Raw genomic sequence first — 13,992 nt, forward strand, 5'->3', positions numbered from 1 at the left:
TTTTAAATGATGGAACTATCGTGGATTCAAAAAATAGGAGAGAAATAAACGAGAGTTTACGCAAGTCTATTAAAAGGTACAATAACCCAATTGAAAAAGACAGAATAATTAATTATTCAAATTAAAAACCAATTTTAAATTTTATATTATGAAACGAAAACTAAGTCTAAACAAAGAAAAAATTAGCAAATTGACTGATTTGCAATCTTCACAAATTAAAGGCGGATTGGCAGTGAGCACTCGTCATAATTTCACCTGCGGTTTGTGTACTGGAGGTGACGGTACCAAAGATTCTTATAATACTTGTGCCAAGTCTGTTTGTTTCGCTTGCAATGAGGCATAGAATTAACTAAAGATTTTAACATTTTAAATTTTATTATTATGAAACCAAAAAAATTATCATTGAACAAAGAAAAAATCGTAAAATTAACAAGAGATCAATCTGCGTCTATTAATGGTGGGAAAGCTTCTGCAAGCAGTTCTTGGAATGATTTTACTTGCTGTTGGTGTTCCAATGGAGGAGAGGGCCCATCAAAGACAAATAATTGTGTAACCAAAGATATGGGTTAATTTAAAAGTTTATCTCAATAATTTTAATAACAAACCCTAATTAATTAGGGCTTGTATCACATATCAATATGAATACCCTAAAAAAAATACATGAAATTGAGAGCTATATAAAAGAAACTTGGAATAAAGAACCATATGTGTCAGATCTTTCATTGTTTACAGGAGTCAGCGGAGTGCCAATTTTTTATTATATGCTTTATCAATATACTAACGAATCAAAATATCTTGATAAAATTGAGATAATTCTTAATCTTATTTTTGAAAGATTAAATGAAAGTGATGAAAACATCCCAAAAACTTATTGCCTTGGACTTGCTGGGATTGGTTATATGCTAAATTTTTTAGAAGAATCTGACGAACTGAAAAACATTGATTTTACAGAAGCACTTGAAGTCATAGATGAGATACTTTTAGATACTATAGATTATTTTCTTTCCTATATCGACCACATAGACAGTAAAGACAAAATGGAGCATATAGATTTCCTACACGGAGTTTCGGGGATAGCTCATTATTTTCTCGAACGAAATAAAAAAGAAATTTTTTCTGGAAAAATTACTATATTATTTGAGAAACTTTCTGAAATTGTAAAATGGGATTATGAAAAAGCATTAGAATCTATAAATAATACAGAAATTAACCAAAATTCACATAAAATAAATATTGGATTGGCTCACGGGCATATCTCATTCATTTTATTATTTTCAAAGTTTTTATCGCTAGTTCCTGACAATCAGATTGTCAGAGAAGGGATCAAAACAAGTGTAAAAACAGTTTTGTTGTTTAGAAATGATGATGAAAATAGTTTTTGCCAATTTCCAAGTATCGCTGTAAATAAACATACTGCGAATTATAATATTCATTTGGGATGGTGTTATGGAGACCAATCAGTTTCTTACGGTTTGTATAAGGCAGGGAAAATTTTAAATGATATTAACTTAATTGCTTTATCTGAAGAAATCGCTTTATCTACTATAAAAAGAAAATCTCTCCAATTAGCATTATTGAATGAAGAAAACTGCGATGCAGGCTTTTGTCACGGAACGATAAGTGTAGCTTATTATCATAAAAAGTGGTATTCAATAACGAGCAATGTTGAGTTTTTAAAATTATACAAAAAATTTACTAATGACACATTGTTAATTGCAAATAAAGGAAATGGATTGGCTGGTTATAAGAAAAAAACAGCAACAGGAGAATATCAAAATACTTTGGGACTTTTAGATGGTATCGCAGGAATAGGTGTTTTTTTGATTGATAGTTTGTTAAATGAAAACATATCAATAAAATGGGAATCTATCTTTTTGATAGATTAAATGAAAGTTATGAAGAAAACATATTATAGTGCTTTTGAGAAATTCGTGTTAAGAACTCCGATTTTATCCTTAGAATCATATAAAGATTTAACATCAACTGAAATTATATCTGACCAGAAACTAATAGATTTTTGCAAAAATGAAATTATTCGCGAAGCGATATTTTTAGCTTCTCCATCTTTTTCTTCTCAAATAGACAAATGGATGAACAATGAAATTACAAATGATGAAAAAAAAATAAAATTAAAACAAAGTGTTTTAAAATACCTTTCCAGAATGTCTTCTAGGTGTACTCCTTATGGATTATTTGCTGGTTGCTCTGTCGGACATTTTTCAGATCAAACTCAAATCATCATAACTGAGCCCAAAAATCATAAGCGCCATACAAGATTGGATATGAATTATGTGGTTGCATTATCGGATGAATTGACGAAAATTGATAGCATACGACATAATCTAAAATTTTACCCCAATACCAGTCTTTATAAAATTGGCGAAAAATATAGATATATAGAATGTTCTTATAAAAACAGTATAAGGCATTACGATATTGTTGCTGTTGATTATTCGGAATATTTAAAAAAAATTATAACTGACACAAAAAAAGGATTACAGATAAATGAAATTATAAATATTTTAACGAAAGAAGAAATCGATTATGAAGAAGCAAAAGAATTTGTGCATGAATTAATTGAAAGTCAGTTGATTGTCAGTGAATTAGATCCATCCATTTCTGGTTTAGAATTTATCAATCAATTAGTAATTATACTAAAAGATAATTTTGGAAAAGATGACGAAAATCTACAATTCATAGAGGCTATAGAAGAAAAACTTAAAAATCTAGATAATTCCATTGGAAATCCCTTGGTCGAATATATTTCTATAAGCGAATCTATTAAAAAAAAAGAGATTCCTTTTGATTTAAAATACCTTTTTCAATGTGATTTAGTTGTATCAACTAAATCTAATTTCATTGATAAAAAGATTTTAAAAAATATAGAAAACGCAATCAAGCTTATTAACAAAATTAAAAAAGTCAAATCCAAAAATTATTTAGATCATTTTAAAGAGGCATTTTCTGAAAGATATGAGGAGCACGAAATGCCAATATCAACAGTATTAGATCCTGAGGTCGGAATTGGATATGGTTTAAATACCCAATCTAACGACGACAATCCACTAATTGATGATATTTTGCTTTTACAGCCCGAGAAAGATCCTAAAGAAGCTCGAGAAATAAAATGGACAATTATTGATGATATTATTCAGAAAAAGATAATAAAAGCCATTCAGAAAAAGCATTCTGTAGTACAATTGGAGGATAATGATTTTGCTTTTCTACCAGATGCTTCTTTTGAAGATTTACCGGAAACAATCTCATTTTTCACAGAAGTAATAGAAGAAAATAATGTTCTTAAAATAAAATTTTCCGGAGGAGGTGGAGGAAGCGGAGCTAACTTATTAGCAAGATTTTGTCATAGCGACGAAAATATAAATGAATTTGTAAAAGAAATAATCAATTTTGAAACAGAATACAATTCTGGTAAAATCGTTGCAGAGATAGTGCATCTTCCTGAAGCAAGAGTAGGAAATATTTTGTCACGACCAGATTTTAGGAATTATGAAATTCCTTATTTGGCTCGTTCAGTAAAACCTTTAGAAAGACAGATAAGTATCGACGATATAATGGTGTCTGTAAGAAATAATAAAATAGTGCTCAGATCTAAATTTTATAATAAAGAAATATTACCAAGATTAACCAATGCACATAATTATGCCAATAACAATACACTTCCTATTTATCATTTTCTTAGCGATATGCAGCTGAACGATCGTTCTGGATTATATTTAGACATCAGCAACTTTGATTATTTATACAAATTTATCCCACGAATAGAATATAAAAATTTAATACTTTCTTATGCTTCTTGGAATTTTCAATTAGAAGACATCAAACCGCTAATTGAAGGGAAGAAATACAACAATCTAAAAGAACAATTGAAAATATTCAAACAAGAATTTTCACTTCCTGATTTAGTGCTTCTAAGTGACGGAGACAACGAATTACTAATAAATTTACAAAATATCACTTCTGTTGAAATGTTCATCGAAACAGTTAAAAACAGACAAAAATTGAAACTGACAGAATTTATATTTAATCAAAACCAGCAAATAGTTAAGGATTCTTTTGGAAGAAATTTTTCTAATGAGATTATAATGTCATTCCACAAAAATTAACAATATGCATAACAATACCAGAACATATAATATACTTGGTAGTGACTGGATTTATTACAAATTATATATGGGTACAAAATCCAGTGATGATATTCTTGTAGAAAAAATAAAGCCGTTAGCAGAGCAGCTACTTGCAAAAAATATTATAAATCAGTGGTTTTTTATAAGATATAATGATCCTAAATGTCATTTAAGAATAAGGTTTAAATGTGTTCATACTTCTCTGATTAATGAAATTATTGCAGAAATGCATAATGTTTTATTGCCTTTAACAGAAGAATCTATTATATGGAAAATTCAGATAGATACCTACAATAGAGAAATAGAAAGATATGGTTCGAAAACAATTGAAATTGCCGAAAAACTATTCTTCTATGATAGCATAATGGTTGTTGATTATTTAAAAAACTTTAATGATGAGAATTTAAGATGGCTTTTTGGCTTAAAAGCAATTGATGATTTATTGGATTTATTTCAGTATAAATTATCAGATAAAAAGAATTTTTTAGAAACATTGAGCAATGCCTTTAAAGCTGAATTTGCAAAGTCAAAAATTACGAATAATGGCTTAAGCGATAAGTTTCGAGTATATAAACAAACTATATCGGATACAATTGACAGCAAAAATCCTAATAATATTTATGATATAATTGAAGAAAGAAATAATAGTATAAAAAATTTAAAGGATGAAATTTTGGCGTTGTTGAGAACGGAATCCTTGGAGGTTAATCTTAATAGTTTTTTAGCCAGCCATATACATATGATGATAAACCGGCTTTTTAAATCTAAAAATAGAGCACACGAAATGGTTTGTTATGATTTTTTATTTAGATATTATAAATCAAAGCAAGCAATAACAAACAATGTGAAAATTATTTCATAAAACAGCTCATTATTTCCTCCTTTACAAACTTCTTCTACCAAAAATATTGATATGATATATTTATAATTATATCGTTTTATGCACTTGACTATCAATCATTTGCCAACTTAAATCCGGGTATTAATTTATAAATATAAAAAGTAAATGTTTTGACTTTTAAAGTCTTCATCATAAGTTTGTTTATTAAAATAAAAAGCGGAATCCGAAAAGCTAACGAGTAGGAAAAAATAATTGTTTTATTTACTTATGAAAACAACGAATGAAAACAAAAAGAAAGTTATTGAAAGCCTGTTGAAGAAAAAAATCAATGGTTTAAAAGAAGTTTATGGTGGAACCGCTTGTACTGTTCGCCCAAAGCCAATAATTCTTTCACAGTGTTATGTATGCACGGTAACTCCTCCACAAAATCCTGGTGGTGGCACTACAGGTCAAGCGTAACAATTTCATCAAACTAAAAAGGAATGGTAATTTTCCCATTCCTTTTTTTAAAAAATAGAAGAATATCAAACTATGAATAAACCATTATCTGATGTACTCGCTTATAAAAATGTTGATATTGTCGATCGTTTTTTGGTAATGTACAATATGGAACAAGAAGAAGCAGAAAAAATTTTTAACGAAACTTTAAAATGGCTTTGGTTAGGTAACAAAATGGACGGTGTTTTTATTGACGACTCAACATTGATTATTGATGAAATGTGGCATAACTTTATCCTTTTTACCCAAGATTATGAAATTTTTTGTTTACAAAATTTTGGAAGATATATACACCATCAACCAGAAAAAAGAAAACAACAGAATTGGTATAACAATGCATTTAATATTGAAGAACATAAAGAAAGGTTAGAAAAATTATACGAAGGAGTGTATGATAACCTTGGAGAAGAAACTTTGCTGACTTGGTATGAAGAGTTTCCAAAAAAGTATTCGATAGAAAACATTAAAAAAATGAGAAGATGAAAAAAATATTTTATGTTTACTTATTACTATTCTCAGGACTGTTTTATGCTCAAAATTCATCAGTTAATTTAGAACAAACCTTTCCTGAAAAAATAGAAGAATATACCGTAAAAAATAAAAACGGACAATCCGTTTTTAAAGATGAATACAAGTACCTGGATTCCATAAATATTTACGGCTATAATTATTCCTCCTATGACAATCTTACAATCAGAGGATTTCTAATAGAGCCGAAGGAAAAAGGCACATATCCGGTAATTATTTTTAATCGTGGAGGTAACAAAGAGCTGGGTGCGGTTACGATACCTACTTTGACTAATTTTCTGGCAAAGATAGCAGCTAAAGGGTTTATCGTTATTGGTTCACAATTGCGTGGAAGCGGTAGAAGTGAAGGAAAAGATGAATTTGGAGGAAAAGACATTGGAGATGTGATGAAGTTATTTGAAATCATTGATCATCAAAGTAATGCCGATCCAAAAAGAATCGGAATGCTTGGTGTAAGCCGTGGCTCTATGACCAATTTTTTGGTTCTGAAAGAAACGGATAGAATAATGGCAAATGCTACCATTGGTGGAATTGCTGACTTAAACCAAAAAGACAGACCGGAAATGTATGAGTTGTATAAAGAACTCATTCCCGATTTTGAAAAAAATCCTAAAAAGGAATTAGATAAGCGTTCATCATTACTTTCAATTCCATTAATAAAAAATAAAAATTTGAAGAATTTTATCATTCACGGAGCTAATGATGAACGAGTAAATGTAGATAATGCTTTCGTCTTATTTAATACATTGAAATCTAATAATTTTTCGACAAGATTATTAATTTATGAAGATGCTAATCACGGAATAAACAATAATACCAACGACCTTATAGGTCAAATAATACGTTATTTTACGGTCTATTTGGCAAAATTATAATGGTATCTCTAAATTTCCACAATCTAACTTAATGTTCTGATTATTAGATTTTTGAAATTTATATAGAGACCATATATTTATAAATATATAAAGTAAACTTTAGGAATGTTAAAACTCCCTTTATATGTTTGTCCACAGAAAAAAGTGGAATCAGAAAAGCTAAAAAGTAGGAAAATTCAAGGAACTTTACAAATGATTATTAGTAATGTGTATTTTCCGAATCAATTAACTGTTATGATGTTTATGTTTTGTATGGTACAGAATTAAATATAGCTGATCATTAAAAAGCCCAATGCCAGTGTGTATATGGCAAGAACAAATTATTAATTTCTATTTATTATGAAAATAAAAAAAATATTATTTAGCATATTAACCGCTCTTGTTTTAATAATATCAATATTCCTTTATATGAATAGGGATAAATTTGTCTATGTAGGTTCAGTAGATATTATTGAAGTCGATTGCAGCAAAAAAGTTCAAATCTTGAGCGAAGTTTTAGAAAGTGACCAAAGGATTAGAAGATCAAATGACTTCATCAAATTCGCTAAAGAAGATCATAGGAATCAAGAATTAGTGGTTAGCATTATTGAAAAATGTGGTATGCCAACATTAAAGGAGGTGGGTCAAAAACCAATGGATGCAATCTGGTTGGGACTGCAACATAGTACTAAAGAAATCAGAAAAAAGTATTTTCCGCAAATAGAGAAAGCGGTTAAAAATGGAGACTTATCTAAACAGGAATATGCATTGATGAAAGATAGGATGTTAATGGACGAAGGAAAACCCCAAATATATGGTTCACAAATAAAAAATGGTAAATTGTATGAATTAGAAAATCCTAAAACTGTGAACGAACGAAGAAAAGAAATGGGAATGGAACCAATAGAGGTTTATTTAAAGAATTTTAATATTCAGTTCAATCCGAATTAACAACACAACATATAATCATGTAGACGACTCCGGTCATAATTAAATGGAGTTTGTCTCTCACAATATGTTTTATATTTACATTATTATAATAAACTGCAGATTTTATAATAGGGAATACTCTGCCCCCTTTAAGTGAAGAGTTAATATTTAAATCAATTTATTATGTTAAAATTAGAAGATTTTAAAATTAAAGAGATCAAGACTTTAGATTCAATCAAAGGTGGTGTACAACAATGGTAACCGTTGCACAACCTCAAATTTCAGCGTCAAGTTCTGAAAACTCAATAAAAAACAACCTCTTTTAAAGCGATTTAAAGGAGGTTTTGTTTTTAGCGGTGAAAGTTTTTCGGATTTTCGGATGGCTTAAATGGAAGCTATTGAAGTTGTGGAAAAGAGGTTCTGCCAAAACCAAAACTTCCCTTTTGGAAGGTTCATGATTTGGGCATTGCGGTGAACTTTTCGGGTGATGAATTTCAGGTATTTCTTCAGATTGTATGTAAGCGCAGCCATTAAAACATGTTTGTTCGCCTGAGCCATACCTCTGGAATTAATCCGTTTCATATTGTGATGGTTGATCAGCGTGCCCAGAACCGGCTCTACGCGCGAACTTCGGCGCTTGGTGAGGAAACGGGTATAATTGGGATCGCGCCGCAGTTTTTCGTGCATTTCATCGTACAGAGGTTTATGGATGCTGTCATCCAGTTTCTTGAACTTCGTGACATTTCCGCAGCATTCCGACCGTAACGGACATTTGCCGCAGTCTTTTTCCGAGCTGCGGTACACATTCTTCGAGTAGCCTTTGCTGTCGGTTTTGGTGCCTTTGAAGAGCAATACGGCATGGTTTCCGCCGGGCTTTTGGCATTCGTAACGGTTTTCGGATTTGTTGTAATAAAATCCTTCGCGTTCGGGTTTGTATTGCCCGAAGTTGGGGATGTAGGCGTTAAGGCCTTTTTCTTTGCAGTACTTTAAAGCCTCGCCGCTGCTGTAGCCGGCATCGGCCAGAACTTCTTCGGTCTGCATTTTGTTCAGGGAAAGATTTTCAAGCGTCTGGTTCATAATCTCCGGGAAGATCACGCTGTCTTTGCTGCCCGAAGTGCTTGCACAGGCGCCGGTAATGATATGATGCGCATCGTCTACAGCGAGCTGTCCGGAATAATTTAACTGGCGCGCTTTGCCGGGTTTTACGGAGATCTTCGCGTCGGGATCTGTTGGGCTGTAATGCGTGTGGTTGCTCAGGTATTTCGGGCGGATCGTATTGCCATCTTCGTCTTTTCTATCGCTTTTGTTGTTGCCGGGCATTCCTTTGTAGGCTTCTTCTTTCCAGGCGTGATGACGGTCTACAAGCTTTTTCCTTTGGGTGGTTACTTTAAATTCACTGTTTTCTTCCAGTTCATCCACAAAGGCAGAAGCATCTTCCAGAACTTCTTTTTCCACCAAAGAATCCATACTTGCATTGGCTTTGATGAAGGCTGAGTCTACTGCCTGCCGTTTGCCACGAACCATGCCCTTCTCCACACACAGCGAAAGTACTTTCCTGAAGAGTTCCAGAAAAAGTTCTTCGCCAAACAGCTGTCTCGTACGGCTCAGGGTGGAATGCCAGGGAAGGTCTTCATCGAGGTCATAGCCCAGAAAAAGACGTACATCCAGACTGTTGCTGCAGTAGCGAAGCAAAGCCCGGTCGCTGTTGATATTGTTGAGATAGCCAACTAAAAGAACTTTAAAGAAAACCACCGGATCGATGCTGGCCTGGCCTTCTTTCCCGTAATAGTCTCTTGTGGTACGGTAGAGGAAATCCAATGGAAGTTCGGCCTGGAGTTTCCTGTAAAAATTATCTTCCGGTACCAGTGCATCGAGACTGAGCTGGTAGAAGATTTTCGGTGTGTATTTTTTCTTTCCCTGCATAGGCTAATTTAAGGAAATGAATCAAACTATGCAACTGATTATCAATTATTTAATGAATGTTTTTATGGTTTTTTCACTCATGCAGGAATTTGTAATTTATTAGTATATTTGGTTGTGCAACAGGCACAATGTCTTTACACGACCCATCAAGTTACGACTTTTTTAGGCTGGGTCATTAATACTGATTCTTGGGGTGATATAAGTAATGATTAGTATTTAGCAAGAGCCAATTTGCAATTAATTACCTCTATAGCAAATTCTTATTTGTAGATAGAGGTAATTTTCATTTTAAATAACAATCAATGGCAAAACATTTAATTGTAACTCAAGATAGTGATGGATCTTCAGATGAAGTTTGTAGCTGGTTTTATAGATATGGTGTGTCTTTTAAAAGATTAAATCTTGATTCATATAAAATAATAGATCGTAATAATGATCTATATTTAGACTATTTCAATTTCGATAGTATTGATACAAGTATTCCCGGTGAAAAAAAAGTTAATGATGAAAACTTTACGGAAAAATTTACTTCGATTTGGTATAGAAGACCAAGTGCTAATCTTGAAAACATGGTAATTGACGAAACTGAGTCAGGTCTCTCTAAATTTCTTCTCCATAAAATAAGATCAAATCAAAAATCGGAATTAAAAGAACTTTACAGTTACATTTTCAATTCTATACAGGGTTCGGTCATATTAGGAAATAGATTAAAAACTAGAGCGAACAAATTAGAAATTCTATCTATAGCAAACAAATTAGGCATTTGCATTCCTAGAACCAAAGTAATTTCTACAAAAAGTCAAATATTAGAATTTCAAAAAGAGGTTAACAATTCCCTAATAACTAAATCAATTTTTGAGCCAATAGCTGCTATGGACGATGACTTAAAACAAAGACACATATCTTACACGAATGAATTGACGGATTCTATACTAGACAAAATACCAAATTATTTCTCACCGAGCTTGGTACAAGAAAAGATAGAAAAAGATTTTGAAATCAGAACTTTTGTTATGGAAGAAAACCACTACAGCATGGCTATATTCTCCCAGAACAACGAAAAAACAGCTGTAGATTTCAGAAGATACGATTTTGAAAAACCAAGTAGAAATATTCCTTTTACTTTACCTGAAGAATTGACTATAAAAATAAAAGAACTGTTAAAAATAATAGGATTTAATACGGGTTCAATTGATATTATCAAAGGTAAAAATGGAAAATACTATTTTTTAGAAATCAACTCAGTCGGACAATTTGGAATGGTTAGCAAGCCTTGTAATTATAATATAGAGTATCACATATATAAATATTTGACCAAAGATGAAGAAAAAACTTCTTAATTCGGAAATTTCACTTGAAAAGTTATCCCTTAACAATATTTTAATTGATTCATTTGAATATTCAGATGATAATAACACTAGGAAATTTTTTTTAGCTCGAAATTCATTGATAAATACTAATCAATATTTAGTCAGAGAATACTATAAACAAAATACGACAGTAATTTTGAATTATGAATAAAAATAAATATTTAAGAGTTTTTACAGACTGTTATTTAGTTGATGGAGATAATGGCTATCTAATATATGATCTATCAAGACAGAAACTCCTTTCTATCAGTCAAACTGCATACAACGTACTAAAAGAAATTGATGGAAAAAGGATTGATTCTATAATGTCAAAATTTGGAAATGGCATAATTGATATAATTGATTATTTCCTTACAAAGGAAGTATGTTTTTTAACTGACAGTCCCACAAATTTTCCAAAAATTAGCGAAGATATATATTTTGAGAATGAATGCTATTCAGCTATTTTAGAAATAGGTACTTCTACTAATTATGATTATATTGAAGTAATAAATGAACTTAATCAATTAGGATGTCAAATGTTGATGCTTTCCATTAAATCAGATAGTGATATAACATCAGAGGAAATTTTAAATATTTTTAATGCTACAACAAATTCTTTTTTAAGATGTATTGATGTTGTTGTTCCAAGCTCTTTTGAGAATATATTTTCTATGGACTTTTTGAACCACAATATTAGAATTACTTCTGTAACTTATTTAGGTTCTAAACAATTTAAAACGGAAGAAAATAAGAATTTTGTATTAATAAAAAAAGTAAAAGATGAAGAGTTAAATTGGACTGAAAAATTTGTTCGTTCAAATTTCACTTTTACTTTGAAGAGTTTTATGGAATCAAAGAAATATAACATTGCTCTTAATCGTAAAATTTGTATTGATGAATCTGGTTATATCAGAAATTATATAAATCATCAAGAGCATTTTGGAAATCTATCGGATACTACTACTTCAATAAGCCAAGTATTTAGAAGTCCTGAATTTCAGAAAAAATGGGAAGTTAGTAATGATTTAATTGAAAAATGTAAATTGTGTAAATTCCGCTATTGCTGCTTTTCCAATACAGATCTTCATTATTCCAATAAGAAATGGTATAAAGTAAATTCTTGTGAAGATTTTGAACCTGTAAAAGAAAATGCAAAATGATTTTTATTAATATCTTATTAAGACAGTAATAATAAGTCTAAAACAGAAGACAATTAAATATCAGAAAATATAATTAAAAAATGATTTCAAATAGATTTATTTTGACAAAGTTCCCGTTTTATAAACAACCCGATGCCAAAGACTGTAGCCCACTTGCCTTAGAATAATCTCCAAATTCTAATCGTAAAATCATTTCGTTATTGTAAGCTTAATATTTATTTTATAGGCAACGAAGTTCACTAATAAGTTAATTCAGAACCTATTTATATGTAAAATAGTATTAATTACAGGTTTTTGAAAACATTCATGCAACCAGTTGATTATAAGTGTTTTAAAATCGTGTTTTGAGCTATCAATTTATAAATCTATAAAGTAAATACTATGAATTTTGTATTTCGTTACATAGGTTTGTGAGTAGAAAATCAAAATAAGCGGAATCCGAAAAGCTAATGAGTAGGAAAATTTAATACATTATTTTATGAAAAAGTTAGAAAGTTTAAAGTTGAAAAAATTCAAAATGCAAAAAGTAAAAGGAGGAAAGTTAGCATTTGATCCTTATACTTATGGAGCTGACACTACCTTTAACGGAACAGTTTATGTTACTGACACCGTTATAAAAGATGTGAACACAGCTGGTGTGTAAAAATTAAAATAGGCTATTTGTAGCAAAAATACAAATAGTCTAATTTTATGATTTGACATTATGATAATTATTTTTAGTAAAAATTACGGAGAGAATACAACAGATGATGTTTTAAATTGGTTGCATCATCATAAAAAAAACAATGAAGTAATAGTTCGAATAAATGGTGATGATTTACTACATAAAGACTTTTATATTGACATTTCCAATTCTGAATTTAATTTTAATAATCAAAAAATTGATAACCAAATTGTAAATACTATTTGGTTTAGGCGCACTTTTGATGAAGATTTTATAAATATTGAACCTTTAATTTTTAATGAATTTTATAACAATAGAACTCTACAAAATCATCTATTATCCGAATTAGGAACAATATACAGGTATTTAGAATCGTTTTTAGACAATTCAGTTTGGATAAACAAATACAGTGAAAGTCTAAATAAACTGAAAACTCTTAAACTGGCTGAAAAACATGGTCTAAATATACCACACACATATATAACTAACAAAATAGAGATTATTAACAAATTAGTAACAGAAAAAAATCTAATTACAAAGCCAATAAGCGATGCTGTAACATTTTATGATACTGATTCTCATTATATGATGTATACAAGTGAAGTAAGTGAGATTAAAAAAGAGGGCTATATTTTTCCTACCAAAGTTCAAAATAAAATAGAAAAGAAATTTGAACTTAGAATATTCTACATAGATGATGTTTTTTATTCTATGGCTATATTTTCTCAAAATGATAATAAAACAAAGGTGGATTTTAGAAATTATAATGTAAAAAAAGGAAATAGAAATGTACCATATCAACTACCCATAAATATAGAATTAAGTTTAAAAAAATTAGTTAAAGAATTAAATCTAAAAACTTGCTCGATAGATATGCTAGTTTCAAAAGATGAAGAGTACTATTTTCTTGAAGTAAATCCTGTAGGGCAGTTTGGAATGGTTTCCAAACCATGTAATTATTATTTAGAAGAACAGATGTCATTGTTTATATTAAAAAATTATGAAAAAAATAGAAACGAAATTAAAAAATAAAAAACTTCCTCTTTGCTATTGGAACATACAAAAAAAAATGTCAAAAAAAAATTTGAGTGATATTG

14 protein-coding genes are annotated in these 13,992 nt (G+C 30.2%); 13 read left to right on the forward strand and 1 reads right to left on the reverse strand.

Going from position 1 to position 13,992, the window contains the following annotated elements:
• The first annotated feature begins 148 nt into the window (after positions 1–148).
• The 9 genes from WBY99_RS02550 (at position 149) to WBY99_RS02590 (ending at position 7,817) form a co-directional block, all read left to right on the forward strand.
• Entirely contained in the window at positions 149–343 is a 195-nt protein-coding gene (locus WBY99_RS02550; protein WP_423974781.1) for a class I lanthipeptide, read from the forward strand.
• 38 nt (positions 344–381) lie between these two features.
• Positions 382–570 (forward strand): class I lanthipeptide, encoded by a 189-nt coding sequence (locus WBY99_RS02555; protein WP_423974782.1) that lies wholly within the window; start codon positions 382–384, stop codon positions 568–570.
• A gap of 68 nt (positions 571–638) precedes the next feature.
• The gene (locus WBY99_RS02560; RefSeq protein WP_423974783.1) at positions 639–1,886 is read left to right on the forward strand and encodes a lanthionine synthetase LanC family protein; all 1,248 of its coding nucleotides are present in this window, start codon (positions 639–641) and stop codon (positions 1,884–1,886) included.
• Positions 1,887–1,895: 9 nt separating this feature from the next.
• The gene (locus WBY99_RS02565) at positions 1,896–4,124 is read left to right on the forward strand and encodes a lantibiotic dehydratase family protein (protein WP_423974784.1); all 2,229 of its coding nucleotides are present in this window, start codon (positions 1,896–1,898) and stop codon (positions 4,122–4,124) included.
• A gap of 4 nt (positions 4,125–4,128) precedes the next feature.
• Positions 4,129–5,007 (forward strand): thiopeptide-type bacteriocin biosynthesis protein, encoded by an 879-nt coding sequence (locus WBY99_RS02570; RefSeq protein WP_423974785.1) that lies wholly within the window; start codon positions 4,129–4,131, stop codon positions 5,005–5,007.
• 246 nt (positions 5,008–5,253) lie between these two features.
• Entirely contained in the window at positions 5,254–5,445 is a 192-nt protein-coding gene (locus WBY99_RS02575) for a hypothetical protein (RefSeq protein ID WP_423974786.1), read from the forward strand.
• 72 nt (positions 5,446–5,517) lie between these two features.
• Positions 5,518–5,967, forward strand: a complete 450-nt coding sequence (locus tag WBY99_RS02580) for a hypothetical protein (protein WP_423974787.1) — start codon at positions 5,518–5,520, stop codon at positions 5,965–5,967.
• Entirely contained in the window at positions 5,964–6,887 is a 924-nt protein-coding gene (locus WBY99_RS02585) for an alpha/beta hydrolase family protein (RefSeq protein WP_423974788.1), read from the forward strand. Before WBY99_RS02580 ends, WBY99_RS02585 begins: the two co-directional genes overlap by 4 nt.
• Before the next feature lie 339 nt (positions 6,888–7,226).
• Complete coding sequence (locus tag WBY99_RS02590; protein WP_423974789.1) at positions 7,227–7,817, forward strand: DUF6624 domain-containing protein; 591 nt, start codon at positions 7,227–7,229, stop codon at positions 7,815–7,817.
• A 363-nt stretch (positions 7,818–8,180) separates the two neighbouring features.
• On the opposite strand, the gene WBY99_RS02595 is transcribed toward WBY99_RS02590, so the two are convergent.
• Positions 8,181–9,719, reverse strand: coding sequence for an IS1182 family transposase (locus tag WBY99_RS02595; RefSeq protein WP_423974790.1), 1,539 nt, complete (start codon positions 9,717–9,719; stop codon positions 8,181–8,183).
• Between the two features lie 302 nt (positions 9,720–10,021).
• Between WBY99_RS02595 and gwsG (WBY99_RS02600) the strand changes: the two genes are divergently transcribed.
• The 4 genes from gwsG (WBY99_RS02600) to gwsG (WBY99_RS02615) all read left to right on the forward strand — a co-directional run bounded on the left by gwsG (WBY99_RS02600) (position 10,022) and on the right by gwsG (WBY99_RS02615) (position 13,927).
• Entirely contained in the window at positions 10,022–11,059 is a 1,038-nt protein-coding gene (gwsG, locus tag WBY99_RS02600; protein WP_423974791.1) for a grasp-with-spasm system ATP-grasp peptide maturase, read from the forward strand.
• 173 nt (positions 11,060–11,232) lie between these two features.
• A complete protein-coding gene (locus tag WBY99_RS02605; RefSeq protein ID WP_423974792.1) occupies positions 11,233–12,231 on the forward strand; it encodes a hypothetical protein in 999 nt (332 codons plus the stop codon).
• A gap of 478 nt (positions 12,232–12,709) precedes the next feature.
• Positions 12,710–12,874, forward strand: coding sequence for a hypothetical protein (locus WBY99_RS02610; RefSeq protein ID WP_193813358.1), 165 nt, complete (start codon positions 12,710–12,712; stop codon positions 12,872–12,874).
• A gap of 60 nt (positions 12,875–12,934) precedes the next feature.
• Positions 12,935–13,927, forward strand: coding sequence for a grasp-with-spasm system ATP-grasp peptide maturase (gene gwsG / locus WBY99_RS02615; protein ID WP_423974793.1), 993 nt, complete (start codon positions 12,935–12,937; stop codon positions 13,925–13,927).
• The last annotated feature ends 65 nt before the right edge of the window (positions 13,928–13,992 follow it).

Origin of the sequence: Kaistella sp. (assembly GCF_049588135.1) — a bacterium.
Classification (GTDB): domain Bacteria; phylum Bacteroidota; class Bacteroidia; order Flavobacteriales; family Weeksellaceae; genus Kaistella.